Source organism: Pseudomonas sp. JUb52 (genome assembly GCF_004341115.1).
In the GTDB taxonomy this organism is placed as follows: domain Bacteria; phylum Pseudomonadota; class Gammaproteobacteria; order Pseudomonadales; family Pseudomonadaceae; genus Chryseomonas; species Chryseomonas oryzihabitans.
The window spans coordinates 102,162-128,038 of the sequence record NZ_SLYS01000007.1; the positions used below are offsets into that span (position 1 = coordinate 102,162).

The 25,877-nt window shown below is 66.4% G+C and carries 25 protein-coding genes and 1 pseudogene; 12 read left to right on the plus strand and 14 right to left on the minus strand.

What is annotated here, in order from left to right; all coding sequences use genetic code 11:
• Window positions 1–150: 150 nt before the first annotated feature.
• Entirely contained in the window at window positions 151–1,248 is a 1,098-nt protein-coding gene (locus tag EC839_RS13595; RefSeq protein WP_007160179.1) for a hybrid-cluster NAD(P)-dependent oxidoreductase, read from the minus strand.
• Window positions 1,249–1,576: 328 nt separating this feature from the next.
• On the opposite strand from EC839_RS13595, the gene gbcA reads away from it, so the two are divergent.
• The 5 genes and pseudogenes from gbcA to EC839_RS13615 all read left to right on the plus strand — a co-directional run bounded on the left by gbcA (window position 1,577) and on the right by EC839_RS13615 (window position 5,734).
• Window positions 1,577–2,875, plus strand: coding sequence for a glycine-betaine demethylase subunit GbcA (gbcA, locus tag EC839_RS13600; RefSeq protein ID WP_007160177.1), 1,299 nt, complete (start codon window positions 1,577–1,579; stop codon window positions 2,873–2,875).
• 82 nt (window positions 2,876–2,957) lie between these two features.
• Window positions 2,958–3,728: pseudogene (locus EC839_RS24965) on the plus strand (MCP four helix bundle domain-containing protein); the annotation flags it as partial.
• Window positions 3,729–3,854: 126 nt separating this feature from the next.
• Window positions 3,855–4,583 carry a methyl-accepting chemotaxis protein gene (locus EC839_RS24970; RefSeq protein WP_371913872.1) on the plus strand — a complete coding sequence of 243 codons (729 nt, stop codon included), beginning with the start codon at window positions 3,855–3,857 and terminating at the stop codon, window positions 4,581–4,583.
• A 97-nt stretch (window positions 4,584–4,680) separates the two neighbouring features.
• Window positions 4,681–5,313 (plus strand): HAD hydrolase-like protein, encoded by a 633-nt coding sequence (locus EC839_RS13610; protein ID WP_007160175.1) that lies wholly within the window; start codon window positions 4,681–4,683, stop codon window positions 5,311–5,313.
• A 10-nt stretch (window positions 5,314–5,323) separates the two neighbouring features.
• The gene (locus EC839_RS13615; protein WP_007160174.1) at window positions 5,324–5,734 is read left to right on the plus strand and encodes a DUF2141 domain-containing protein; all 411 of its coding nucleotides are present in this window, start codon (window positions 5,324–5,326) and stop codon (window positions 5,732–5,734) included.
• 732 nt (window positions 5,735–6,466) lie between these two features.
• Here EC839_RS13615 and trpA read toward each other — a convergent pair.
• Both trpA and trpB read right to left on the minus strand, forming a co-directional pair.
• Window positions 6,467–7,273, minus strand: coding sequence for a tryptophan synthase subunit alpha (trpA, locus tag EC839_RS13620; RefSeq protein WP_007160173.1), 807 nt, complete (start codon window positions 7,271–7,273; stop codon window positions 6,467–6,469).
• The gene (gene trpB / locus EC839_RS13625; RefSeq protein ID WP_007160172.1) at window positions 7,270–8,478 is read right to left on the minus strand and encodes a tryptophan synthase subunit beta; all 1,209 of its coding nucleotides are present in this window, start codon (window positions 8,476–8,478) and stop codon (window positions 7,270–7,272) included. The genes trpA and trpB overlap by 4 nt, the downstream gene beginning before the upstream one ends.
• Window positions 8,479–8,570: 92 nt before the next feature.
• Here trpB and EC839_RS13630 point away from each other — a divergent pair, with 92 nt between their 5' ends.
• Window positions 8,571–9,467 carry a LysR family transcriptional regulator gene (locus EC839_RS13630; protein WP_007160171.1) on the plus strand — a complete coding sequence of 299 codons (897 nt, stop codon included), beginning with the start codon at window positions 8,571–8,573 and terminating at the stop codon, window positions 9,465–9,467.
• Window positions 9,468–9,507: 40 nt separating this feature from the next.
• Here EC839_RS13630 and EC839_RS13635 read toward each other — a convergent pair whose 3' ends face one another.
• Window positions 9,508–9,831, minus strand: coding sequence for a YqjD family protein (locus EC839_RS13635; protein WP_007160170.1), 324 nt, complete (start codon window positions 9,829–9,831; stop codon window positions 9,508–9,510).
• Window positions 9,832–10,049: 218 nt separating this feature from the next.
• On the opposite strand from EC839_RS13635, the gene EC839_RS13640 reads away from it, so the two are divergent.
• Together EC839_RS13640 and EC839_RS13645 are read left to right on the plus strand one after the other, a co-directional pair.
• On the plus strand, window positions 10,050–10,265 hold the full coding sequence (locus tag EC839_RS13640; protein ID WP_007160169.1) for a dodecin: 216 nt from the start codon (window positions 10,050–10,052) through the stop codon (window positions 10,263–10,265).
• A 43-nt stretch (window positions 10,266–10,308) separates the two neighbouring features.
• Window positions 10,309–10,536 (plus strand): DUF1161 domain-containing protein, encoded by a 228-nt coding sequence (locus EC839_RS13645; protein WP_007160168.1) that lies wholly within the window; start codon window positions 10,309–10,311, stop codon window positions 10,534–10,536.
• A gap of 89 nt (window positions 10,537–10,625) precedes the next feature.
• On the opposite strand, the gene hmpA is transcribed toward EC839_RS13645, so the two are convergent.
• Entirely contained in the window at window positions 10,626–11,795 is a 1,170-nt protein-coding gene (gene hmpA / locus EC839_RS13650) for an NO-inducible flavohemoprotein (RefSeq protein ID WP_007160167.1), read from the minus strand.
• A 131-nt stretch (window positions 11,796–11,926) separates the two neighbouring features.
• Between hmpA and norR the strand changes: the two genes are divergently transcribed.
• A complete protein-coding gene (gene norR, locus EC839_RS13655) occupies window positions 11,927–13,465 on the plus strand; it encodes a nitric oxide reductase transcriptional regulator NorR (protein WP_007160166.1) in 1,539 nt (512 codons plus the stop codon).
• Window positions 13,466–13,482: 17 nt separating this feature from the next.
• On the opposite strand, the gene EC839_RS13660 is transcribed toward norR, so the two are convergent.
• Together EC839_RS13660 and betC are read right to left on the minus strand one after the other, a co-directional pair.
• On the minus strand, window positions 13,483–14,400 hold the full coding sequence (locus tag EC839_RS13660; protein ID WP_007160165.1) for a choline ABC transporter substrate-binding protein: 918 nt from the start codon (window positions 14,398–14,400) through the stop codon (window positions 13,483–13,485).
• A gap of 21 nt (window positions 14,401–14,421) precedes the next feature.
• The gene (gene betC, locus EC839_RS13665; RefSeq protein WP_007160164.1) at window positions 14,422–15,921 is read right to left on the minus strand and encodes a choline-sulfatase; all 1,500 of its coding nucleotides are present in this window, start codon (window positions 15,919–15,921) and stop codon (window positions 14,422–14,424) included.
• 117 nt (window positions 15,922–16,038) lie between these two features.
• Here betC and EC839_RS13670 point away from each other — a divergent pair, with 117 nt between their 5' ends.
• Window positions 16,039–17,025, plus strand: a complete 987-nt coding sequence (locus EC839_RS13670) for a LysR substrate-binding domain-containing protein (RefSeq protein ID WP_007160163.1) — start codon at window positions 16,039–16,041, stop codon at window positions 17,023–17,025.
• 8 nt (window positions 17,026–17,033) lie between these two features.
• Here the strand turns inward: EC839_RS13670 and EC839_RS13675 are convergent, their stop codons facing one another.
• From EC839_RS13675 to prlC, 5 genes are all read right to left on the minus strand, one after another.
• Window positions 17,034–17,423 carry a VOC family protein gene (locus tag EC839_RS13675; protein WP_007160162.1) on the minus strand — a complete coding sequence of 130 codons (390 nt, stop codon included), beginning with the start codon at window positions 17,421–17,423 and terminating at the stop codon, window positions 17,034–17,036.
• The gene (locus EC839_RS13680; RefSeq protein ID WP_007160161.1) at window positions 17,423–18,589 is read right to left on the minus strand and encodes a lactonase family protein; all 1,167 of its coding nucleotides are present in this window, start codon (window positions 18,587–18,589) and stop codon (window positions 17,423–17,425) included. Before EC839_RS13680 ends, EC839_RS13675 begins: the two co-directional genes overlap by 1 nt.
• A gap of 262 nt (window positions 18,590–18,851) precedes the next feature.
• A complete protein-coding gene (locus EC839_RS24545; RefSeq protein ID WP_007160160.1) occupies window positions 18,852–19,310 on the minus strand; it encodes an anti-virulence regulator CigR family protein in 459 nt (152 codons plus the stop codon).
• A gap of 366 nt (window positions 19,311–19,676) precedes the next feature.
• Window positions 19,677–19,949 (minus strand): YheV family putative zinc ribbon protein, encoded by a 273-nt coding sequence (locus tag EC839_RS13690; protein WP_007160159.1) that lies wholly within the window; start codon window positions 19,947–19,949, stop codon window positions 19,677–19,679.
• Complete coding sequence (gene prlC, locus EC839_RS13695; protein ID WP_177416732.1) at window positions 19,946–22,042, minus strand: oligopeptidase A; 2,097 nt, start codon at window positions 22,040–22,042, stop codon at window positions 19,946–19,948. Before prlC ends, EC839_RS13690 begins: the two co-directional genes overlap by 4 nt.
• A 44-nt stretch (window positions 22,043–22,086) precedes the next feature.
• Here prlC and EC839_RS13700 point away from each other — a divergent pair, with 44 nt between their 5' ends.
• Complete coding sequence (locus EC839_RS13700) at window positions 22,087–22,638, plus strand: gamma carbonic anhydrase family protein (RefSeq protein ID WP_007160157.1); 552 nt, start codon at window positions 22,087–22,089, stop codon at window positions 22,636–22,638.
• Between the two features lie 345 nt (window positions 22,639–22,983).
• Here EC839_RS13700 and aroE read toward each other — a convergent pair whose 3' ends face one another.
• Together aroE and hemF are read right to left on the minus strand one after the other, a co-directional pair.
• Window positions 22,984–23,799: a shikimate dehydrogenase gene (gene aroE / locus EC839_RS13705; RefSeq protein WP_007160156.1), complete on the minus strand. Its 816-nt coding sequence runs from the start codon at window positions 23,797–23,799 to the stop codon at window positions 22,984–22,986.
• A 4-nt stretch (window positions 23,800–23,803) separates the two neighbouring features.
• The gene (hemF, locus tag EC839_RS13710; RefSeq protein ID WP_007160155.1) at window positions 23,804–24,733 is read right to left on the minus strand and encodes an oxygen-dependent coproporphyrinogen oxidase; all 930 of its coding nucleotides are present in this window, start codon (window positions 24,731–24,733) and stop codon (window positions 23,804–23,806) included.
• A 143-nt stretch (window positions 24,734–24,876) separates the two neighbouring features.
• On the opposite strand from hemF, the gene EC839_RS13715 reads away from it, so the two are divergent.
• Entirely contained in the window at window positions 24,877–25,854 is a 978-nt protein-coding gene (locus EC839_RS13715; protein ID WP_007160154.1) for an NADPH:quinone reductase, read from the plus strand.
• The last annotated feature ends 23 nt before the right edge of the window (window positions 25,855–25,877 follow it).

Genomic DNA, 25,877 nt, shown 5'->3' on the forward strand with positions numbered 1-25,877 from the left:
GGCGATGTGGACAAGGCTGCGCCGTTGTCCACCCTACAGCCTAGCCGAGCGTCCGTAGGTTGGGTTGAGCGCAGCGAAGCCCAACGCTGCCAAGGATGAATCCGTGCGGTTGGGCTTCGGCAATGGAGCCGCCTCAGCCCAGCCTGTGCCTCAGAACTCGATCTGCACATCCCCTTGCGGGATGCTGCAGCAGGACAGGATGTAGCCTTCGGCTTCGTCTTCCTCGGTGATGCCGCCGTTGTGGTCCATGACCACATCGCCGCTCTTCTTGAGCACCTTGCAGGTGCCGCAGATGCCCATGCCGCAGGCCTTGGGAATGTGCAGACCGAGCTTGGCGGCGGCGCCGTGGATGGTCTCGCCGGGGCCAATGCTGACGCTCTTGTCGCTCTCGGTGAAAGAGATCAGGCACTGGGCTTCCAGGGGAATTGGCGGCAGGTCGGCCGCGGCTTCGGCCTGTTCGGCGGCCTCCACCTTGGCTTCCGGCGGCGTCGCGCCAAAGGATTCCTCGTGGTAGTGGGTCATGTCGAAGTCCAGCTCGCGGAGCATGGTCTTGACGGCATTCATGTAGGGCGTGGGGCCGCAGCAGAAGATCTCGCGCTCGCGGAAGTCCGGCGCCATCAGCTCCAGCATGCGGCGGTCGAAGTAGCCGCGATAGCCGGCCCAGGACTCGCCGTGCTCGGTGCGCTCGCACACCAGATTCAGGGCGAAGTTGTCGATCCGCGCCGCCATGTGCTCCAGCTCACCCTGGTAGATGATGTCGCGCGGGGTACGGGCGCTGTGCACGAAGACCATGTCGACGCTGGCGTTGGTGTCGTAGAACCAGCGCGCCATGGACATCACCGGGGTGATGCCGACGCCGCCGGAAAGGTAGAGCACCTTGTCGGCAGGATAGTCGATGGCGTTGAACAGGCCGACCGGCCCGTGCACGGCCAGGTTGTCGCCGACCTTGAGGTTGTCGTGCAGCCAGTTGGACACCTGGCCGCCCGGCACGCGCTTGACGGTGATGGAGAAGCTGTAGGGCACCGAGGGCGAACTGGAGATGGTGTAGGAACGCATCACCTGCCGGCCGTCGATCTCCAGCTCCAGGGTCACGAACTGGCCCGGCTTGAAGAAGTACATCAGCGGGATTTCGGCCGTGAAGCAGAAGGTGCGCACGTCCCAGGTTTCCTGGATGACCTTGACGCAGCGCACGGGGTGGCGGCCATTGGTCCAGGTCTGGGTGGTTACGGGGTTGAGGAAGGTATTCATGACGCACCTCGACTGCCACTGGGGCTATTGGCGGCGATTCTGGGAGGGCCCCACGACCGTCACTTTCCCAATCGCGACATCCACATGTCGATGGCGACCGGCCCAGCAATGGCAAGGGCTGGGGCGTCGTGAACAGCGTCGGCCATGTCGCCCATGAGCAAGGCCCCCTCCCGGCTCCGGCCCCACACTCCGCCCCAAGCCGAACCTGAACAGCGCGCGACGGGCGAAGCACGGGGTCATTCGGCGGCCCTGCCCCGTCGGCCAATAGCCTTGCAATACCGTGACCAACCACTTTTGCCACCCGCCGCGGTGGCCACGAGGATGTACGATGGACGTCAGCACCTTGAGTTTGGGCGACCCTCTCGATCCGGCCCGCAAGGCCACGGCCGAGATGCTGCGCACCCGCGAGCGCACCTACTCCCTGCCCCAGCCGTTCTACAACGACGAGCGCCTGTTTCAGATCGACATGCAGGAGATCTTCGGCAAGGAATGGCTGATCGCCGGCATGACCTGCGAGATTCCCACCAAGGGCAACTTCATCACCCTGCAGTTGGGCGACAACCCCATCCTGGTAGTCCGTGGTGCCGAGGGCAAGGTCCACGCCTTCCACAACGTCTGCCGTCACCGGGGTTCGCGCCTCTGCGTCAGCGACAAGGGCAAGGTCGCCAAGCTAGTCTGCCCTTACCACCAGTGGACCTACGAGCTGGACGGCCGCCTGCTGTTCGCCGGCACCGAGATGGGCGCCGACTTCAACATGGCCGACTTCAACCTCAAGCCGATCCACGTCAAGACCGCCGGCGGCTACATCTTCATCTCCCTGGCCGACGAACCGCCGGCCATCGACGACTTCCTGCGTACGCTCGAGCACTACATGGAGCCGTACGACATGGAGAACACCAAGGTCGCGGTGCGCACCGACCTGGTCGAGCAGGCCAACTGGAAGCTGGTGCTGGAAAATAACCGCGAGTGCTATCACTGCAGCGGCTCCCACCCCGAGTTGCTGAACACCCTGTTGGAATGGGACGACGTCACCGATCCGCGCGCCTCCCAGGCGTTCAAGGATCAAGTCGCCGCCTGCACCAGCCGCTGGGACGCCGACAACATCCCCTACGCCCATGCCAGCTTCGGCCTGCGCAACCGCATCGTGCGCATGCCGCTGCTCGCTGGCACCGTGTCCATGACCATGGACGGCAAGCCGGGCTGCAAGAAGCTCATGGGTCGCATCAAGGACCCGGACCTGGGCTCCATGCGCATCCTGCACCTGCCGCACTCCTGGAACCACTGCATGGGCGATCACATGATCGTCTTCACCGTCTGGCCGCTGGGTCCGACCGAGACCGTGGTGACCACCAAGTGGCTGGTACACAAGGATGCCGTGGAAGGCGTCGACTACGATCCGGTCAATCTGCGCAAGGTCTGGGATGCTACCAACGACCAGGATCGCCGGCTGGCCGAGGAAAATCAGCGCGGCATCAATTCCAAGGCCTATCAGCCGGGTCCCTATTCCAAGACCTACGAGTTCGGCGTGATCAACTTCATCGACTGGTACAGCGAGCGGCTGCTCAACAACCTGGGCGAGGCGCAACCGGCGCCGCACCTGCATCAGGTCGGCTCTACCAGCGCATAGGTCATATTTAAGACGAATGACCATAAAGTCACGGTGACCCTAGCCGTTAAAGGGGGCCTCACTCTTCACCGGGGCTGCCGCCGTGACTTTTCGTTCCTTCTCCCTCGCCATCCGCAGTGTGTTGTGTTTCGGCCTGCTGGCCATCCTCGTGGCCAGTCTGGGCCTGTTCGGGTTGCTGCAACTGTCGCAGATCCGTACCCAGGGCCAAGTGATCGAAACCAACAACGTGCCCAGCATCGTCGAAGCCGACAACCTGGCCCTGCAACTGGCCCGCACCCGGGTCGAGGTGCTGCGCCTGCTGGCTATTCCGGATGCCACCACCGTTGCCAACACGCGCAAGAAGATCGACAGCATCAATGCCGACATCGAAGCCGGGTTTGGCCGCTATGAAAAACTCCTCAGCGCCGATCGCGAGCGCCAGGCCTTCGATGCCCTGCGCCAGATCCATCGCGACTATGTCCGCTACACCGGCCAGCTCGCTGAGCTGATCGGCGCCGGCAAGCTCGACGAGGCCCGCAGCCTGATCCAGACCGGCATGGCCCAGCTCGGCGCGCAGATGAACGAGCGCACCGAAGCCCTGCGCAAGATCAACCAGGAAGACATCAAGGCCGCCTCCCAGCGCTCCGGCGACACCTATGCCCAGGCCACTTCCATTACCTGGATCGTCATTGCCCTGGCCCTGGGTCTGACCGTGCTGCTGGCCTGGCGCCTGACCCTGAGCATGACCCGCCCCATCGCCGAGGCCGTGGCCGCCGCCCGGACCATCGCCAGCGGCGATCTGACCCAGACCCTGGATACCCGCGGTCACGACGAAGCCGCCCAGCTGCTGCAGGCCATGCAGCAGATGCAGACCAATCTGCGCGATACCCTGGGCCACCTGGGCCACTCCGCGACCCAGCTGGCCTCCGCCGCCGAGGAAATGACCGCGGTCATGCAGGAGAGCGCCCACGGCCTGCAGCAGCAGAACAGCGAGATCGAGATGGCCGCCACCGCCGTCACCGAGATGAGCCAGGCGGTGGACGAGGTGGCCGGCAACGCCACCTCCACCTCGTCCGAATCGCGCCAGGCGGCCGATACCGCGCGCCAGGGCCAGCGGCAGCTGGGCGATACCCTGGGCGCCATCGAGGTGCTCACCGAAAACGTGCTGGGTGCCAGTGAGCAGGCCCGTCAGCTGGCCGAGCAGACCCGCAACATCAGCCAGGTGCTGGACGTGATCCGCTCGGTCGCCGAGCAGACCAACCTGCTGGCGCTCAACGCCGCCATCGAAGCCGCGCGTGCCGGGGATGCCGGACGTGGCTTCGCCGTGGTCGCCGACGAGGTCCGCGCCCTGGCCCATCGCACCGGCGAATCCACCCGCGAGATCGAAGGCATGATCGGCAGCATCCAGCAGGGCACCGGCCAGACCGTCGATGCCTTGCTGACCAGCGCCGACCAGGCCCGGCAGACCCGCGAGCAGGCGCAGTCGGCCAACGCCGCCCTGGCCGCCATCGCCCAATCGGTGTCGGGCATCGACGAGCGCAACCTGGTGATCGCCAGCGCCGCCGAAGAGCAGGCCCAGGTGGCCCGCGAGGTGGATCGCAACCTGGTGCGCATCCGCGATCTGTCGGTGCAGACCGCCGCCGGTGCCGAACAGACCCGCGCCGCCAGCCAGCAGCTCTCCGAGCTGGCGGTGGAGCTCAACGGCCAGATCCGCCGCTTCCGCGTGTGACCTGTCCGGCAGAGACACCCCTGCCGGATCCCGTCGCGGTGGCAAAACCGGGAGGCGACCGCTACGCTGGCGCCTTCGCCCACCGCGCCTCTCTCGCATGAGCTATCGCTACGTCATCTTCGACTTCGACGGCACCCTGGCGAACAGCCTGCCCTTTCTGCTGGGCTGTCTCGGCGAGCTGGCGCAGACCCATGGCTTTCGCCAGCCAGCTGCCGACGAGTGGCCCCGGCTGCGCGCCGCCTCCCTGACCGGTCTGCTCGACAGCCTGGACATCCCGCTCTGGCAGGTGCCCCGCATCGCCCGGCACTATCGCCGCCTGCTGGTCCAGCGAGGCAATCAGGTCCTGCCCTTCGCCGATATTCCCGCTACCCTCGATCGCTTGCAGGCCAGTGGCCTGCAGCTGGGCCTGGCGACCTCCAACTCCGCCGCGGCCGTGCACCAGGTGCTGCCCCAGGCCGGACGCCTGTTTGCCGCTGGCGAATTCGACATCCCCCTGCTGGGCAAGGCGCGGCGCCTGACCCGTCTGCTCCGTCACCAGCGGATAGCACCGGCCGAAGCCCTCTATGTCGGTGACGAACTGCGCGATCTCCAGGCCGCGCGTCGCGCCGGACTGGGCTGCGCCGCCGTGGCCTGGGGCTATGGCTGCCCCACGACGCTGCGCGCCCAGCAACCCGATCTCTTCTTCGAACAACCGGCCGAGTTGCTGCGGCTGCTGCCCTCCCCCTGCTGAAGGAATGCCCATGAAGTCTCTGTTGTTGGTTGCTGGTCTCGGTCTGAGCGGTCTCTTGCAGGCCGCCGAACTGCAGGTACGGGTGGAGACGGTCGATGCCTCGGGGGGCCAGTTGCTGCTGGCGGTATTCGACAGCGAAGCGGCCTGGAAGGCGCACAAGACGCCAGTGGCCCAGGCCCATCTCGCCGCGCAGGCGGGTACCCAGGAGCAACGCTTCGAGCTGCCGCCCGGGCGCTATGCCGTGTCGGTCATCCACGACAACAACGGCAACAGCGCGCTGGACACCAATTTCATCGGCATGCCCACCGAACAATACGGCTACAGCAACAATCCGCCACTGCGCATGCGCATGGCCACCTTCGAGGAATGCGCCTTCGTCCTGCCGGCCGCGGGCCTGCGCCAGCAGGTGACGCTGCGCTAGGTCACTGCTGTCGTGCACAGGCTTCCAAACAGAAAATCAACAGACTTATCCACAAGTCTTTTAGCGGTGATCGTTGAGCCCGGCGCTGAGCAGACGTGGATAACTCATTGGGATGGCAGCAAAAATTCCTTGACTCGGGAATAACCGGGAAAACTGGTCATTATTTGATCGATTCTCTGGAAGCCGCGCCAGCTCTGGTCTCTGGCACTAGACGAACAACCTATCCACAGCCCTATGCAGCGCTATTGTGGGTTGTGGAAAACACCTGAAAGAGGATTGATCATTTTTTGTACGATCCTCTGCAGGCCTTACCAGCTATGGCATACAGGCCAGGTCCCACATCTTTTCCACAGGCGCGCGCACAGCAGATGTGGGAAAACCGGATCGCGGAGTGCGCATTCGGCCGCCTGAGTAACCTGAACGAGATTGGCTATTTATTGAGCAATTTTGCCCGGACAACAGCCTGATCGGTTGCTGACAACTTGCCCAGGGCTTATCCACAGCCTTTACCTGTCAGGCAATGACGATAAAACGGTCCGGCGTTCGTGGCCTGACTCAGCGGACCAAGTCGTAGCGGATTCGATCAACAGGGCCAATACCTGCCCAGTCCTTCTGGCACGCGGCTTTGCGCCGGAAGCGAACAGACTGCCCACAAAGTTATGCACAGCTTGCAGGCTGCCCGGGCATAAAAAAAGACCGCCTGAGGCGGTCTTTTTCGAGGCTGGCGAGGGCCTAGCGTGCGGTGCGTACGCTGTCCGACAGCTGCTTGCAGAGGCCGAGCACGCCGTCGATGGCAGCGCCCGAGGACTCGGCCTTGGCGATCTGGTCGACGAACGCCGAGCCCACCACTACACCATCGGCGATCCGGGCGATCACCCGTGCCTGCTCGGGAGTACGGATGCCGAAGCCGACGGCCAGGGGCAGGTCGGTGAAGCGGCGCAGACGCGCCACGGCGGCTTCGACGTGCTCGGTGGTGGCCGAACCGGCACCGGTCACGCCAGCGACGGACACGTAGTAGACGAAGCCGGAGCTGGTGTTGAGCACCCGCGGCAGGCGGGCGTCGTCGGTGGTCGGGGTGGTCAGGCGAATGAAGTCGATGCCGGCGGCCTGGGCTGGCAGCGCCAGCTCGGCGTCGTGCTCGGGCGGGAGGTCGACCACGATCAGGCCATCCACGCCCGCTTCGGCGGCTTCCGCCAGGAAGCGCTCCACGCCATAGCGATGGATGGGGTTGTAGTAGCCCATCAGCACCAGCGGCGTCTCGCCTTCGCCGCGCCGGAAGTCGCGCACCATCTCCAGGGTCTTGGCCAGATTCTGACCCGCCTGCAGGGCGCGCAGGGCAGCGGCCTGGATAGCCGGGCCGTCGGCCATGGGATCAGTGAAGGGCATGCCCAGCTCGATGACGTCAGCACCGGCCGCCGGCAGGCCCTTGAGGATGGCCAGGGCGGTGTCATAGTCCGGATCGCCGGCGGTGGTGTAGGTGACCAGGGCCGCGCGGCCCTCGGCCTTCAGCGCGGCGAAGCGGGTTTCCAGGCGGCTCATAGGGCATCTCCCAGGTGACTCATCACGGTCTGCATGTCCTTGTCGCCGCGGCCCGAGAGGCAGATCACCATCAGGTGGTCCTTGGGCAGGTGCGGCGCGCGCTTGTAGGCCTCGGCCAGGGCGTGAGCCGTTTCCAGCGCCGGAATGATGCCTTCCAGGCGGCAGGTCTGGTGGAAGGCCTTGAGCGCCTCGTCGTCGTTGATCGGCACGTATTCCACGCGCTTCACGTCGTGCAGGTGGGCGTGCTCCGGACCGATGCCGGGATAGTCCAGGCCGGCGGAAATCGAGTGGGCGTCGATGATCTGGCCGTCGTCGTCCTGCAGCAGGAAGGTGCGGTTGCCGTGCAGCACCCCGGGCATCCCGCCGTTAAGGCTGGAGGCGTGCTTGCTGGTGTCGACGCCGTGGCCGCCGGCTTCAACGCCGATGATGGCGACGTCCCGGTCATCGAGGAATTCGTGGAACAGGCCCATGGCGTTGGAGCCACCGCCGACGCAGGCGATCAGGCTGTCGGGCAGGCGTCCTTCCTTCTCCAGGATCTGGGCGCGGGTCTCGCGACCGATCACGGCCTGGAAATCGCGGACCATGGCCGGATAGGGGTGCGGACCGGCCACGGTACCGATCAGGTAGAAGGTGTCGGCGACATTGGTCACCCAGTCGCGCAGCGCCTCGTTCATGGCGTCCTTGAGGGTGCCGGTACCAGAGGTGACCGGAATCACCTCGGCACCCAGCAGCTTCATGCGAAAGACATTGGCCTGCTGGCGGTCGATGTCGGTGCTGCCCATGTAGATGACGCAGGGCAGGCCGAAACGCGCGGCCACGGTGGCAGTGGCCACGCCGTGCATGCCGGCGCCGGTCTCGGCGATGATGCGGGTCTTGCCCATGCGCTTGGCCAGCAGGATCTGGCCAATGCAGTTGTTGATCTTGTGCGCGCCGGTGTGATTCAACTCTTCGCGCTTGAGATAGATCTTGGCGCCACCGAAGTGCTCGGTCAGGCGCTCGGCGAAGTACAGCGGATTGGGCCGACCGACGTAGTCGCGCTGGAAGTAGGCCAGCTGCTCGAGAAACGCCGGGTCTTCCATGGCGGTCTCGTATTCGCGCTGCAGATCGAGGATCAGCGGCATCAGGGTTTCGGCGACATAGCGGCCACCGAACTGGCCGAACATGCCTTGAGCGTCGGGGCCCTGGCGATAAGCGGTCTGGGTCATGGGATTCTCCTGCGAAGATGGATCTACCTTACCCGCTTGAGTGCCGCTGATAAATCGATAAGATCGCGATGATCCGTCAGGAAATCTCACAGATGAGCGATCCCCGCGACCTGCCGCCCCTGAATGCCCTACGCGCCTTCGAAGCCACTGCTCGTCTGGGTGGCATGAGCCGCGCCGGAGACGAGCTGCATGTGACCCATGGCGCCGTGAGCCGCCAGATCCGTGCGCTGGAGGAACAACTGGGGGTGGCGCTGTTTCGCCGCGAAGGCCGTGGCCTGGCGCTGACCGAAGCCGGTCTGCGGCTGCGCGAGGTGAGTGGCGAGGTCTTCGAGCGCTTACGTGAGGTGTGCGCCGAACTCAAGGCCGGCAGTCGCCAGGGGCCCTTCGTGCTGGGCTGCCCGGGCAGTCTGGTGGCGCGCTGGTTCATTCCGCGGCTGGATCGCCTCAATCGCGATCTGCCGGAGTTGCGCCTGCACCTCTCGACCCGCACCGACGACACCCCGCTGGCCGCCGCCGGCCTGGACGCCAGCCTGCTGTTCACCGAGACGGCGCCACCGCAGGAAGTGATGCCTTATCACCTGGCAGCCGAGCGCATCGGCCCGGTGCTGAGCCCCTATTGCCCGGCCTATCTGAGATTGCGGGACGGCGACCTGCAGGCCTTGCTGGCGGAACGGTTGCTGCACACCCTGTCACGGCCCCAGGCCTGGCCACAGTGGTTCGCCACCCAGGGCCAGGAGGCACCGGTGCTGGAGTACGGGCAGGGCTTCGAGCACCTCTATTACCTGCTGGAAGCGGCGCTATCGGGATTGGGCGTGGCGATCGCGCCGGAGCCACTGGTGGCGGCGGATCTCAAGGCGGGCCGGCTGGTGGCGCCCTGGGGTTTTGCGGCGACCGGTGCAGAATTGGCGCTGTGGGCGCCGGGTCGGCTGGCGGATGAACGGGTGGAGCGGTTGGCGGCCTGGCTCAGAACCGAGCTAGCCGAGCGCTAGCGCCCGAGGCACCCCTTGAGGATGCCTCGAACCGCCACGATCAGTGGTCGCCGCGCAGCAGCGCCCAGCCGACCAGGACGGTCACGCCGGCGGCGATGCCGACGGTGGCCCAGGGATGTTCGCGCGCCACGCCGCTGGCGGCGCGACCGTACTGACGGGTCAGGCGACGCACGTCGTCATAGACTTCTTCCAGCGAATCGCCCGAATGGTGCAGGGCTTCGCGAGCGGTGCTCTTGAAGGAGTTCAGACTGCTGCGGGATTCGCGTGCAGCGTTCTTCTTCAGCGACGCCAGCGAGTCGAGCAGGCTGTTGATTTCGTTCTCGATGCTGGCGATGGACGCCTGGTAATCGGTGTTACGGGCCATGACAACCTCCTGGGATGGACGGATTCAGGAAATGTGACTACCGAGCCGTTGGAAAGTGCTGCAAAGCCGTGGGCGAGAGCCTGGGCAGTGAACTTATCGGGGCCTTTCGCGGCCTCAAATGGCAGAGGCACCCTTCCCGGCGAGTCGACCGCGACACCGGTCAACGCGTTGCCGGCTATCCGCTGCAGCGCCCGCTATTGCTGACCCAGGAGAGTTTCATGTCCGATCATCACACCTACAAGAAGCTGGAAATCGTTGGCTCCTCCACCACCAGTGTCGAGGACGCCATCAACAACGCCCTCGCCGAGACCGCCAAGTCGGTCAAGAACCTGGAATGGTTCGAGGTGGGTGAAATCCGCGGTCATATCCAGGACGCCAAGGTGGCCCATTATCAGGTCACCCTGAAGATCGGCTTCCGTATCGAAGCCAGCTGAGCGTAGCTCCAGACCTCCCTCCCCCCGCAAAAGGACAGGCAAGATGCGTAGAGTCGTGATCACCCTCGGTTTGTTGGCCCTGAGCGGCGGTGCCTTTGCCGCCGGCACCTCGTGCGACACGGTCAAGGCCGATATCGATGCCAAGCTGCAGGCCAAGCAGGTGGCGAACTACAGCCTCGAGGTGGTGGACAAGGGCAGCGCCACCGCCTCCGCCAAGGTGGTGGGCAGCTGCGAAGGCGGTAGCAAGGACATCGTCTACCAGCGTCGCTAGGTCTCAGCCTACAAGGCACCGCCCGAGCGTGGCGCCTTGCTTCTATTGAAGAAACGCCCACTGTCCTAAGGCAGCGGGCGTTTCTTTTTTCAGAGGTCCGTGGCGGGTCCGAAGAACTCATGGCGGATCTGCTTTTCCGGCACGCCCAGCTCCAGCAGATCACGGCGCACCTGGGCCATGAACGGCTGCGGGCCGAGAAGATAGACGTCCAGGTCGCGATCCCTGGGCAGCCAACGCTGCAGGCGCGCCCGATCCAGGCGCGAGGCATAGGCCTCTTCCGCCACCGGCTCGCTGTAGCAGAAATACAGCTGCAGTTGCGGATGGTGGGCGGCCTGCTCTTCCAGCCAGTGCCCGAAGGCCTGCACCCCGACATGGCGGGTGCAATGGATCAGCTGGATCGACCGCCCGCTCGGCAGCGCCGCCGACACCATGGGCAGCAGCGGCGTGATGCCGACGCCACCGGCGATTAGCAGCAGCGGCTTGGTCGATTCCTGCAGGACGAATTCGCCGGCCGGCGCGAAGACCTGCAGCACGGTGCCCTCATGAGCGTCGGTATGCAGGTAGCGCGAGACCACCCCACCCGGCTGATGCTTGACGCTAATGCGATAGCCACGGCCTTCGCTGGCGGCGGAGATCGAGTAGTTGCGGCGGTATTCGACCCCGTCCAGCGTCAGGCTCAACCCCAGGTACTGGCCGGGTTGGGCGATGCTGGTCGGCAGGCCGTCCACCGGCTCCAGGTAGAAGGAGCTGATCTCTTCGCTTTCCGGCTCGATCCGCGCGATGCGGAACGCCCGCCCGCCACGCCAGCCACCGGGCGCCTCGGCCTGGGCGGCGTAGCGCTGTTCCTCGGCACCGATCAGCAGATTGGCCAGCTGGCCATAGGCGGCGGCCCAGGCGTCGATCACCGCATCGGTGGCCACCTCGGCTCCCAGCACCTCGCGGATGCTCTGCAGCAGGGCGATGCCCACCAGCGGATAGTGATCTGCCTGCACCTGCAGCGAGACGTGCTTGTTGACGATCTGCTCCACCAGCGGCCCCAGGGTATCCAGGCGATCGATGTAGCGGGCGTACATCAGCACCGCGCGGGCCAGCGCCCGGGCCTGGGCGCCACTGGCCTGGTGGGCGCCGTTGAACAGCGGGCGGATCTCGGGGTTGTCGCCGAGCAATCTGTCGTAGAAATGCCGGGTCAGGGCTTCCCCGCCGGTTTCCAGCAGGGGGACGGTGGCCTTGATGATGGCTTTTTGGTCTGATGACAGCATGGCAGGGATCTCCAAACAGGACTGCCCTGGCCGTATCACGAGTCGTGCCAACCAAAAAACTGCGCCAGATCAGGCTTTTATCCAGGGAGCTTGTCATAATGACCAGGTCCCTATGACTCGCCGAGGTCAAATTGACCCGTACCACCCTGCTCGAAGCCATGGTGCCCCTAGTGGCGGATCTGGCCCGCGACCTGCCCGACCAGCAGCGTTACGCCAGCCTGCTCGATGCCCTGCGCCAGGTCCTGCCCTTCGATGCGGTGGCCCTGTTGCGCCTGGACGGCGACATACTGGTGCCCCTGGCGGTAAGGGGCCTCGCGGCCGACACCCTGGGCCGGCGCTTCAAGGTCGGCGAGCACCCGCGCCTGGCGCTGCTGCTGGCGAGTCGCGCGCCCACCCGCTTCGCCGTCGATTGCGATCTGCCCGATCCCTACGATGGCTTGGTGGAAGGCGTGCAGGGGCATCTGGAGGTCCACGACTGCCTGGGCTGTCCGCTCTATGTGCAGGACCAGCTCTGGGGCCTGCTGACCCTGGATTCGCTGCAGGCGCAGAATGCCCAGCCCGAGGATCTCACCATCCTCGCCGCCTTCGCCGGGCTGGCGGCCGCCACCGTGGCCGCCGCCGAGCGCATCGGCCAGCTCTCCGCGCGCATCGTCAGCGAGCACGAGCTGACCGTGGCCTATCAGCAATCGGTAGGGCACCAGCGGCCCCGTGAACTCATCGGCCAGAGTCCGGCCAGCCTGCGCCTACGGCAGGAGATCGAGACCGTGGCGGCCAGCGACCTGACAGTGCTCATCACCGGCGAGACCGGAGTCGGCAAGGAGCTGGTGGCCGAAGCCGTGCACGCGCGCTCCCTGCGCCAGCAGCGGCCGCTGATCAGCCTCAACTGCGCGGCCCTGCCCGAGGCCCTGGTGGAAAGCGAACTCTTTGGCCATGTGCGCGGGGCCTTTTCCGGCGCGGTGAGCGACCGCCGCGGGCGCTTCGAGCTGGCTGACGGCGGCACCCTGTTTCTCGACGAGGTCGGCGAATTGCCGCTGACGGTGCAGGCCAAGCTGCTGCGGGTGCTGCAGAGCGGCCAGTTGCAGCGGCTGGGCTCGGATCGCGATCTCAAGGTCGACGTGCGCATCATCGCCGCCACCAATCGCGACCTGGCCGAGTGCGTGCGCGCCGGGCGCTTTCGCGCCGACCTCTATCATCGCCTGAGCGTCTATCCGCTGGCCGTGCCGGCCATGCGCGAGCGCGGCCGCGACGTCCTGCTGCTGGCCGGTTTCTACCTGGAGCAGAATCGTGCCCGCCTGGGCCTGCGGGGCCTGCGGCTGACGCCCGCGGCGCAGCGCACCCTGCTGGCCTACGACTGGCCGGGCAACGTGCGCGAACTTTCCCACCTCATCAGCCGGGCGGCGCTCAAGGCCCATGCCGGCAGCGAGGAACGCGGCGGCATCCTGACCCTGGACAGCGATCAGCTCGGCCTGCCACTGGGCACCGCGCCCCTGCCCGAGGAGGATACCGCCCTGCCCACCACCTCCCTGCGCGAGGCCACGGACGCCTTCCAGCGCCAGACCATCACCCTGGCGCTGGAACAGCACAGCCAGAACTGGACCCTGGCCGCCGCCGCCCTCGATCTGGACCGCGCCAACCTCGCCCGCCTGGCGCGGCGGCTCGGTCTCAGGTAGCCCTCAGGCCGTAGCGTTCACAGGGCTTTCTGTACCGCCGGCAGGCCCGGCTGGCCATCGCGGGTGGTGACCCCCTGCAGCCAGGGCTCCAGCACCTGCGGATGGGCCTTGAGCCAGGCCTTGGCGGCGGTGTCGTAGCTGCCGCCCTTGTCCCGCGCGGCGCTCATGACGGCGTTTTCCATGTCCAGGGTGAATTTCATGTTGCTCAGCAGGCGGGCCGGATTGGGGCACTGCTCGGCGTAGCCCTTGCGCGTCAGGGTGTTCACCGTGCCGGCGGTCCCGAAGTACTTGTCGCCGCCGGTCAGGTACTTGATGGGGTAGTCGACGTTCATGGGGTGCGGGGTCCAGCCGAGAAAGACCACCCACTTGTCGCGCTTCACCGCCCGCCCGACCTGGGACAGCATGGCCTGCTCGCTGGACTCCACCAGTTGCCAGCCACCCAGACCAAATTCGTTGTCCTGGATGATCTTCTGCAGCGACTGGTTGGCCGGCGCGCCGGCGCCGATCCCGTAGATCTTCTTGCCGAACTGGTCGGCATGCTTGGCCAGGTCATCGAAGCTCTTTACCCCGCCTTCCCAGACATAGGTGGGCACCGCCAGGGTAAATTCGGTCCCGACCAGATTCTGCGCCAGCTCGGTGACCTGCCCGGTCTTCACGAACTGGTCATAGTGCGCCTGCTGCGCCGGCATCCAGTTGCCGAGGAAGGCATCCACCTGCCCGTTGCGCATGCCGCCGTAGATGATCGGCACCGCCAGGGTCTCGACCTTGCCGGTGTAGCCCAGCGCACCCAGGATCGCGCCAGTCAGGGCATTGGTGGCGGCGATATCACTCCAGCCCGGATCGGCCAGGCGAACCGTTGCGCAGGCCTGGTCCTCGGCCTGGGCCGACAGGCTGACCAGGGCCAGCGTGAAGGTAGCGATGATTCCGTGTTTCATGGCCGTGCTCCTGTTAGCGGTTCAGGGTTGAGGGTAGCGGGCACGACGCTCCAGGTCATCGAGATCGATGTGATTACGCATGTATTGCTGGCTGGCATCGACGAAGGGCTGGTGATCCCAGCTGGTCCGCTCGCCCTGTTCCAGGGCCTTGGCGACGAAGCGTCGCCGCCGCTGGCTGGCCAGCACCTCGGCGTGCAGGCGCGGCAGGTCCCAGCGCTGGCGGACCTCGGCCTGGAAGCTGGCGAGCAACTCGGCATAGTCGGCGCTGGCGGCCAGATTCTCGCGCTCCAGCGGATCGTTCTGCAGATCGAACAGCAGCGGCGGATCCAGTTCGCAGTGGATGTACTTGTAGGCGCCGCGGCGGATCATCAGCAGCGGGCTGACGGTGCCCTCGGCCAGGTATTCGCCGATCACCTCGTCGTGCCCGGCCCGGCCCTCCAGGTGCGGCAGCAGCGAACGGCCATCCAGTGGCAGTTCATCCGGCAGCTGGCCGCCGGCCAGCTCGACGAAGGTCGGCAGCAGGTCCAGGGTCGAGACCGAGGCCTGCACCCGCGCCGGGGCGAAGCGACCGGGCGCATGGATCAGCAGCGGTACCCGCGCGGCCATCTCGAACCAGTGCATCTTGTACCAGAGTCCGCGCTCACCAAGCATGTCGCCATGGTCGCCGGAAAAGATGATCACGGTGTCGTCGGCCAGACCGCATTCCTCCAGGGTCTTGAGCAGGTGGCCGACCTGGGCGTCGACATAGCTGCAGGCACCGTAGTAGGCCTGGCGGGCATCGCGGATCTTGGCCTCGGGCAGCGGCTTGTCCCAGAGGTCGATCACCTTGAGCAGGCGCTGGCTGTGGGGATCCTGCTCGGCCTGGGGGATGGCGCCTTGCGGAAGCGGGATGTCGACCTCGTTGTACAGGTCCCAGAACTCGCGGGGGATGGTGTAGGGATCGTGCGGATGGGTCAGGGACACGGTCAGGCAGAACGGCTGGTCATCGCCGCGACGCACGTGATCGTAGAGGTACTGGCGCGCCTTGAAGACCACCTCTTCGTCGAAATCCAGCTGGTTGGTGCGCACGCAGGGCCCGGCCTGCAGCACCGAGGACATGTTGTGGTACCAGCTCGGGCGCTCGTCCGCCGCGTCCCAGTTCACCGCCCAGCCGTAGTCGGCGGGATAGATGTCGCTGGTCAGGCGCTCTTCGTAGCCGTGCAGCTGATCCGGTCCGCAGAAATGCATCTTGCCCGACAGCGCCGTGCGATAGCCGAGGCGGCGCAGGTGGTGGGCATAGGTGGGAATGTCCGCGGCGAAATCGGCGGCGTTGTCGTAGGCGCCGATCTTCGACGGCAGCTGGCCGCTCACCAGGGTGAAGCGCGAGGGTGCGCACAGCGGACTGTTGCAGTAGGCAGAGTCGAATACCACGGCGCGCTCGGCCAGGCGCTGCAGATGGGGCAGCTTGATCGGCGAGGCGGGGTCGTACAGCGGCAGGATGGGCGCCGCCATCTGGTCGGCCATGAGAAAGAGGATGTTCATCGGCTTGGACAAGAGCGCCTCCGCTAGGATCAGGGTTGCTTATGGGTGGCCCATCATCCAACGCTGAAAAATCTGCGTGAAGGCCATTGGGAATGATGTTTCGGATAAGCTGGGCTTATGACCTATCGCCATGGAAACGCACCCTTGGACGCCACTCCCCCTCCCGACCGCCCGGCCCTGGCGCTGGACAGCCTGCGCACCTTCGAGGTGGTGGCACGCCGCCTGAGCTTTACCGCAGCGGCGGGCGAACTTGGGACCACCCAGCCGGCCATCAGCCAGCAGATCAAGCGCCTGGAAGCCCAGTTGCAGGTGCGGCTGTTCGATCGCGTCCATCGCGGCATCCTGCTCACCGAAGCCGGACGGCTGCTGCAGGAATACGTCGAGGCCGGTCTCGCCACCCTGGACGAGGGGGTGCGGCTGGTTACCGCCCGCCCCGCCCACGAGGTGCTGCAGGTGGCCACCGATTTCGCCTTTGCCGCCTACTGGCTGTTGCCGCGCCTGCCGCGTTTTCATGCCCGCCACCCGGAGCTGGACGTCAGCCTGGTGACCAGCGACAGGGTGCCCCTGCCCGGTCCGGAGATCGACATCACCCTGGGCTTCGGCGACGGCCGCTTCAAGCATGGCGAAGCCTGGCCGCTGTTTCGCGAAGAGGTCTTTCCGGTGTGCAGTCCGCGGCTACTCCAGGGTCGGCAGCCGCCGTTGCCCGCCCTGGAACTGGGGCGCTGGCCGTTGCTGCACCTCAAGGCGGCGCCCAACAGCCGCTGGTACGACTGGAAGACGCTGTTGCCGGCGCTGGACCTGGCGCCCCTGCCCGCCGCGCCGTCCGGCGCGGTGCTGAGCTTCGACAACTATACCCTGGTGATCCAGGCGGCCATTGCCGGCCAGGGCCTGGCGATCGGCTGGCGCCACCTGGTGGACGACCTGCTGCAGCAGGAGCTGCTCTGTCGTCCCTTCGCCGGACTGGCCACCTCGCGCTATGGCTATTACGCCATCCTGCCCGAGCGCAAGCGGCGCCAGCGGCTGGTGCAGCGCTTTCTCGACTGGCTGCTGGAAGAACTGGAGCTGCCGCGCGAATCCCTGGCCGGCGCGCGGCTGGCGACCTGAGCGGCGCGCTAGCGCTCGTAGACTTCCAGCGGCAGATCGTCCGGATCGGCGAAGAAGGTGAATCTCTTGCCGGTCAGTTCGTCGGTGCGGATCGGCTCGGTGACCACGCCATGGCTCTGCAGGTGGGCGACGGTGGCGTCCAGGTCGGCCACGGCAAAGGCCAGGTGGCGCAGCCCCTGGGCCTCCGGGCGCGACGGCCTGGGCGGGGCATCGGGAAAGGAAAACAGCTCCAGTTGGGCATGCGCGCCCACCGCCAGATCCAGCTTCCAGGAGCGCCGGGCCTCACGATAGGTCTCGGCGATCACCGGCAACCCGAGGATCTCGGTGTAGAAGTGCCGGGAGCGTTGGTAGTCGGCGCAGATCAGCGCCACGTGGTGCAGACGATCGAAGTGGGTCATCAGGGTACCGCGACGAATTTGAGGTCAGCCGGGGCGCCAACGTCCAGGCTCTGTAGTTCGTCGCCGAGCTTGCCGCTGTCGGGATCCCGAGCAAAGACCTTGAGCTGGTTGGATTTCTGGTTGGCCACCAGCAGGAAGCGCCCGGACGGATCGATGGCGAATTCCCGTGGCGACAGGCCGTTGACTGGATGGCGTTCGACAAAGGTCAGGGTGCCGTCGGGATTCACCGCGAACACCGCCAGCTGGTTGTCGGTGCCACGGCTGGCGACATAGAGGAAGCGCCCGTCGCCGGACAGGTGCAGCGCTCCGGCATCCCGCTCGCCGGTGAATTCCTGGGGCGTCAGGCTGTAGCTCTGCAACTGCCGCAGCATGCCGTCCTGGTGGGCGAAGGCCATCACCTGCCCGGCCAGTTCCAGGGTCAGGTAGGCATAGCGGCCATCGGCGCTGAACACCAGATGACGCGGCCCGCTGCCTTCCGGGACCGGCACGAAGGGCGTCTCGGCGGCCACCAGCGGCCGCTCCGGCTGCTGCGGCAGATAGCGATAGACGAAGACCTTGTCGGCGCCCAGGTCCGGGGCGAAGACGAAGCGGCCGTCCGGGGTGGTCACCGCCGCGTGCACATGGCTGGACTGCTGGCGTGGGTGCTGTTCGCTGGGCTGGTGGAATTCGATCTGCGCCACCGGACTGAGCACGCCGCCGTCCTGGATCGGCAGCACCGCCAGGGAGCCTTCCGGCAGGCTGGAGTAGTTGGCCACGAACAGGAACTTGCCGTCGGTGCTGAGGCTGGAATGGGTCGGCTCGTCGCCCAGGCTCTTGACCTGACTGATCTGCTGCAGACGGCCATTGCCCGGTTCGAAGCGATAGGAGGTGACCCGGCCGATGCTGTCGCCGCTCGAGCCCCGGCCATTCTCGTTGACGGCGAACAGGGTCCGGCCATCGCGAGACAGGGTCAGAAACGAGGGATTGGACGCCTTGACGATGCGCAGCGGGCCATCGATCTGGCCATTGCGACTGTTGAAGCGGTAGACATACAGCCCCTGGCTGCTGCCCGCGGTGTAGCTGCCGACCAGCAGATTGAACAGACCGGGTTCGGCGCGGGCCGGGGCATGGTGCCCCACGAGCAGGGCGAACAGGGCCAGCGGCAGCAGACGGGGCAGAGCTCTCATGGGAAATCCTTGGCGAGCGATGGGCGTTGAGACCGGTGCGAGGCGGCCCGGTTTCCCTACCGTCTGGAGGCGGAAGGCGGCCGCGCGCGGCGGCTATTCTACTGAAATCCGGGCTGGCACTGTGCCAGAGGGATTTCGCCATTTATCGCCTGCGCCGGCGCACCGGCGGGCCACGCCCGAGCGACCGGCCCCGGGAGCCCATGCCAGAGCCTGCGGTGAACTCGGTGGTGCCCGCGGGCTGCCGGCAAAAGAATTGCCCGGGCTAGTCCAGCACGCCCTGCAGGATGGCGTAGACGAGCCCGGTGCCCACGGCGACCAGCACCATGTCGGTACCCAGGCGCCGCCATTCGTAGCCTGGATAGTCAGGCAACTGGCGGGCGATGCCCGGGGGCAGGGGGCGGCCGTAGCCGGGTGGCAGGGGATGCCCGCGCTCCAGACGCAGACCCGGTGGCAGGTCACCCCCACGGCCGATCTGGCCGCGCAGCGCCTGGATGCGCTCCCGCGCCGGTCCCAGATCCGGCGGCCCGCCCGCGGCCGGTCCGGCACCCGGACGACCCTGGCCATGCGCCTTGGGGCCCGGGCCCTGGCCATGAGGGCCACCCTGTTCCTGCCAGCCCGGCCCGGGCGGTCCCTTGGGCCCACCAGGCCCGTGATCCGGCGGCGCGGCCAGGGCCAGGTTGCCGGTCAGGCAGAAGACTGCAGCAGCGAGGAGGGTACGCATCGGGGCTTTCCTCATGGGGGACGAGGGTGTCGGTTATCCCCTTGGAGTCCGATCGCGGAAAAAGACTCCCGGGTCATTCGCGGACGCGCAGCCTGTGGATAAATCCGGGATAAAATCGGTATAACTCCGTGATAAATCCCTAAGACAAACCAGATATCGAATAAAAAGCCTTTATTATCAATGGATTAAAAAGATGATCGGCTGGCTATCGATTCCACTTTTTGTGGATAAAGCTTGAGACCCCCTGCGTTTATGGCAGTTTTCACCGCTGCTCATGCCCTGTCCGGCTCGATGTTATTCACCCCAGAAACAGCAAGACCGCGCCCGGGGGATCCCGGGCGCGGTCTTGTCGAAGGTCATTCCTGCCTAATCCGGCTTCTTCAGCTTGGGATTGGGAAAGAACTGCACGGCCTGTACGGTGGGATCGGGCTTCTTGGGCTTGAGCGCACTGATGTTGACCCGCGTCGGCAATTCCTTGGGGACCGAATTGCCGCGCTCGTCCAGGGTGTCGCTGTAGCCGCAGGAGACACACTCGCGATGGGGGGTGCCGTCCTGGGTCCACATCTTCAGGGTGTCCTGCGCCTGGCACGCCGGGCAGACCGCCCCGGCGATGAACCTCTTGCGGATCGGCTCGCTCACGCCGCCTCCTCGCTCAGCCCGGAATGGCGGAGCAGGGCGTCGATGCTGGGCTCGCGACCGCGGAAGTCGACGAACAGCACCATGGGGGCCTGGGAGCCGCCGCGGGCCAGGATGGCTTCACGGAAGGCCCGCCCGGTTTCGGGGTTGAAGACGCCTTCTTCCTCGAACTTGGCGAAGGCATCGGCGGACAGCACCTCGGCCCACTTGTAACTGTAGTAACCCGCCGCATAACCGCCGGCGAAGATGTGCGCGAAGCTGTTGGGGAAGCGGTTGTAGGCCGGCGGACGCACCACCGAGATCTCGTCGCGGATGCCTTCCAGCACCTCGCGCACGCTGCGACCGTCGCCGTGGGTCGCGTGCAGCTCGAAGTCGAACAGCGAGAATTCCAGCTGGCGCAGCATCATCAGGCCGGACTGGAAGTTCTTGGCCGCCAGCATCTTGTCCAGCAGCTCCTGGGGCAGCGGCTCGCCGGTCTCGTAGTGGCCGGAGATCAGCGCCAGGCCCTCGGGCTCCCAGCACCAGTTCTCCATGAATTGGCTGGGCAGCTCCACCGCATCCCAGGCCACGCCGTTGATGCCGGAAACGCTGGCGTGCTCGACGCGGGTCAGCAGGTGGTGCAGGCCATGGCCGAATTCGTGGAAGAGGGTGGTCACCTCGTCATGGGTGAGCAGCGCCGGCTTGCCGGGGCTGGCCGGCGTGAAGTTGCAGACCAGGTAGGCCACCGGATCGATCAGCCGACCCTGGGCATCGCGGCGCTTGTCGCGGGCACCGTCCATCCAGGCACCGCCACGCTTGTTGGCGCGGGCATAGAGATCGAAATAGAAGCGGCCGATGGAGGTGCCGTTTTCCTTGATCTCGAACAGGCGCACGTCCGGATGCCACTTCTCGAAGTCACGCAACTCGGCGATCTCGATGCCATAGAGCTTCTGCACCGTGGCGAACAGGCCGGACAGCACCTTGTCCACCGGGAACCAGGCACGGACCTCTTCCTGGGACAGCGAATAGCGCTGCTGGCGCAGCTTTTCGGCGAAATAGCCGGTGTCCCAGCTCTGCAGATCCTGCACGCCCTGTTCGGCGGCGAAGGCGCGCAGTTCTTCCAGGTCGCGCTGGGCGAAGGGCTTGGAGCGCACGGCGAGGTCGCGCAGGAAACCCAGCACCTGGTCGCTGCTCTCGGCCATCTTGGTAGCCAGCGACAGCTCGGCGTAGTTGGCGTAGCCCAGCAGGCGGGCGAGTTCCTGGCGCAGGTCGAGCAATTCCTCCATCACCGGGCCATTGTCGAACTGGCCGGCATTGGGACCCTGTTCGGAGGCGCGGGTGGCGTAGGCGGCATAGACCTCTTCGCGCAGGGCGCGGTCATCGGCGTAGGTCATCACCGCGTAGTAGCTGGGGAATTCCAGGGTCACCAGCCAGCCGTCCAGCTCCTTGGCCTGGGCGGCGGCCTGCAGCTGCGCCTTGGCCGACTCGGGCAGGCCGGCCAGGGCGGCTTCGTCGGTAAGGTGCTTGGTCCAGGCCTGCGTCGCGTCGAGCAGCTGGTTGGAGAACTTGCTGCCCAGCTCGGACTTGCGCGCCTGGATGGCGGCATAGCGCTGCTGCTCGGCCGGCGGCAGGTCGATGCCGGACAGGCGGAAGTCGCGCAGGGCGTGCTCCAGGGTGGTTTTCTGACCGACGTCGAAGCCCTTGGCTTCCTCGCTCTCGGCCAGGCGGCTGTAGGCCTGGAAGAGGTCCTTGTTCTGGCCGATCTCGGTGGAATAGGCCGACAGCTTGGGCAGGCAGGCCTCGTAGGCGGCGCGCAGCTCGGCACTGTTGCACACGGCGTTGAGGTGGCCGATGGGGCTCCAGGCCTGGCCCAGGCGATCGTTCAGCTCGTCCATCGCCAGCACCAGGCCGGCCCAGGTGGGGTGTTCCTTCTGGGTCTCCAGCAGCTTGGCCAGGGCGGCACGGTTCTCGGCCAGGATGGTGTCGATGGCCGGCTCGACGTGCTCGGGCTTGATGGCGGAAAAGGGCGGCAGGTCATGGGACTGAAGCAGCGGATTGCTGGCGCTCACGGCGTTCCCCTCGGGGCGATGGCTTTGACAGGTATATATGGAGCCCATCCTAATAGGTCTCAAGACCCTTCCGACGAGAAAAGGTATCTATCGTGACTATAAGGACCTTCCAGGGTAAGACCCCGCAACTGGGCGAACGCGCCTTCGTCGACGCCACCGCGGTGGTGATCGGCGACGTGACCCTCGGCGCAGACAGCTCGATCTGGCCGCTGACGGTGATCCGCGGCGACATGCACTTCGTCCGCATCGGCGCCCGCACCAGCATCCAGGACGGCAGCGTGCTGCACATCACCCACGCCGGCCCCTTCAATCCGGAGGGCTATCCCTTGCTGATCGGCAACGACGTCACCGTCGGCCACCAGGTGACCCTGCACGGCTGCACGATCGGCGACCGGGTGCTGGTGGGCATGGGCAGCATCGTCATGGACGGTGCGGTGGTGGAGGATGACGTGGTGATCGGTGCCGGCAGCCTGGTCCCGCCGGGCAAGCGGCTGGAAGGGGGGCATCTCTACGTCGGTCGCCCGGTCAAGCAGGTGCGGCCACTGGAGGAAAAGGAACGGGCCTTCTTCACCTACAGCGCCGGCAACTACGTGAAGCTCAAGGACCAGCATCTGGCCGAGGGATATGGGGAGGAGGGGGCGTAGCACGATCGCCTAGGCGGTCGCCTTCGTTGGCTTCGAAGGCAGAGCCACCTCAGCCAGCGCGAGTATCTGAGCGCGGCCATCGCGGCCATGGGCCGCTCCTACAGAAGCGGTATATCCCGTAGGAGCGGCCGCATCGGCGGACCGCCATGGCCGCGATTGAAGTCCCGTTGCAGAGCCGTAGCGTGGAAAACGGCGCAGCCTTTTCCACGGGTGACTTCGGGGCGCGAGGCTGGCCCTCACCCCAACCCTCTCCCAAGGGGAGAGGGGGCTGTCAAAGCAGGCGGCCATCTCCAGATGGTAGGTTGGGTTGAGCGCAGCGAAGCCCAACACCGCCCAGGCCCGAACTCAGCCCAGCTGCCGCCGCAACTCCGCCAGCACCGGCGCACTGTCGGGGCGCACGCCGCGCCAGAGTTCGAAGGCCTCGGCGGCCTGTTCCACCAGCATGCCCAGGCCGTCCAGGGTGTGGAAGGCACCCTTGTCCTGCGCCCAGCGGTTGAAAGGGGTAAGGTCCTTGCCGTACATCATGTCGTAGGTCACCGTCTGCGGGCCGATCACCGCTTCGGACAGCGGTGGGCGACCGCCACCGAGACTGGCGGAGGTGCCGTTGATGATGACGTCGAAGGGCGCTCTCAGGGTGGAGAAGGCCGCCACCTCGATCGTCCCCAGTTCGGCGAATTCCCGCGCCAGTTGCACCGCCTTGAGTTCGGTGCGATTGGCCAGCACCAGTTGCCCGGGATTGCAGGCCAGCAAGGGCTCCAGCACGCCGCGTACGGCGCCGCCGGCGCCCAGCACCAGGACGCGCTGACCGGCCAGTTGCAGACCGGCGTTGACCGTGAGATCCCGGACCAGGCCGGCGCCGTCGGTGTTGTCGCCGAGCAGGCGACCGTCGGCCTGGCGCTTGAGGGTGTTCACCGCGCCGGCGCGGCGCGCGCGCGGGGTAAGTTCATCACACAGCTGGTACGCCTCTTCCTTGAAGGGCACCGTGACATTGGCGCCCAGGCCGCTCTGGAAGAAGCTGCGGGCGCTTTCGCTGAAGCCGTCCAGCGGCGCCAGCAGCGTCCCGTAGTGCAGGCGCTGGCCGGTCTGGTCGGCGAACAGGCTGTGGATCAGCGGCGACTTGCTGTGGGCGATGGGATTGCCGAAGACGGCGTAGCGATCCATGGGTCTATCCTGCAGGCGTCGAGGCGAGCGCGAGCCAGTCGCGGTCGGTGAGAAAGAATTCGGTCAGGCGCGCTTCCGGCGAACCGGGCACGGGTTTCCAGTCATAGCCCCAGCGCACCTCGGGCGGCAGCGACATGAGGATGGACTCGGTACGCCCGCCGGATTGCAGGCCGAACAGGGTACCGCGGTCATAGACCAGGTTGAATTCCACGTAGCGGCCGCGGCGATAGGCCTGGAATTCCCGCTCGGCCTCGCTGTACGGCTGGCGGCGGCGACGCTGGACGATGGGCAGGTAGGCGTCGACGAAGGCATCGCCGATGGCGCGCTGGAAGGCGAAGCAGGTGTCGAAGTCCCAGTCGTTGAGGTCGTCGAAGAACAGGCCGCCGATGCCGCGCGGTTCGCCGCGGTGCTTGAGGTGGAAATAGCGGTCGCACCAGGCCTTGTAGCGCGGATAGACATCGGCGCCGAAGGGCGCGCAGGCGTCATGGCAGACCTGGTGCCAGTGCACGCAGTCGGCCTCGTTGCCGTAGTAGGGGGTCAGGTCGAGACCGCCGCCGAACCACCAGACCGGTGCCTCGCCGGGCTTTTCGGCGAGAAAGAAGCGCACATTGGCATGGGCGGTAGGGATATGGGGATTGCGCGGGTGCATGACCAGGGAGACGCCCATGGCCTCGAAGCTGCGCCCGGCCAGTTCCGGGCGATGGGCGCTGGCCGAGGGCGGCAGGCTGTCGCCATGCACATGGGAGAAATTCACGCCGCCCTTTTCCAGCAGGGCGCCCTCGGCGATCACCCGGGTACGGCCACCACCGCCGGTCGGCCGGGTCCAGGCGTCTTCGACGAAAGCGGCGGCGCCATCCTCGGCTTCCAGTGCGGCGCAGATGCGCTCCTGCAGATCGAGCAGATAGGCCTTGACGGCCTCCAGGGAGGGATTCATCGCAAGGGTTTCCACAACAGGCGGGGAGGGCGGAGAGCATAACACCCGTATCCGACCGGTTGACGCGGCCCGCGGTTGCGGCTTGGATGAAGGCTCACCCCAAGAGAGCCCGGCCAAGGGCTCCAACCAGGAGACACGCAAGCATGGCCCAGCGCATCCAGTTCAGCCGCACCGGTGGTCCCGAAGTACTCGAACTTGTGGATTTCGAACCCGCCGCGCCCGGCCCCGACGAGGTGCAGGTGCGCAACCATGCCATCGGCCTCAACTTCATCGAGACCTACTACCGCAGCGGCCTCTATCCGCCGCCGGCGCTGCCCTCGGGCCTGGGCACCGAGGGCGCCGGGGTGGTGGAAGCGGTCGGCAGTGCGGTCACCCGCTTCAAGGCCGGCGACCGCGTGGCCTATGCCACCGGCCCGCTGGGCGCCTATGCCGAGGTCCATGTGCTGCCCGAGCGGCATCTGGTGCACCTGCCGGAAGCGGTGTCCTTCGAGCAGGGCGCCGCGGTCATGCTCAAGGGGCTGACGGTGCAGTACCTGCTGCGCCAGACCTATCCGCTGCAGGCCGGCGACACCGTGCTGTTCCATGCCGCGGCCGGCGGCGTCGGCTCCCTGGCCTGCCAGTGGGCCAAGGCCCTGGGCGTGCGTCTGATCGGCACCGCCGGCTCGCCGGAAAAGCTGGAAAAGGCCAAGGTGCTGGGCGCCTGGGCGGTGATCGACTACCGCCAGGAAGACGTCCCGGCGCGGGTTCGCGAATTGACCGACGGGGCCAAGGTGCCGGTGGTCTACGACGGCGTCGGCAAGGACACCTGGGAGATGTCGCTGGACTGCCTGGCGCCGCGCGGCCTGATGGTCAGCTTCGGCAACGCCTCCGGTGCGGTCACCGGGGTCAACCTGGGGATCCTCTCGCAGAAGGGTTCGCTCTATGTCACCCGGCCGACCCTGGCCACCTACGCCGCCTCGCCCGAGGCCCTGCAGGACATGGCCGATCAGCTATTCGAGCTGATCACCGATGGCCGTATCCAGGTGGACATCGGTCGGCGCTATCCGCTGGCCGAGGTGCAGGAGGCGCATCGGGCGCTGTCGGGTCGCGAGACCAGCGGCTCGACCATCCTGCTGCCCTGAGGCGAAACGCCCGCGCGCCTGGC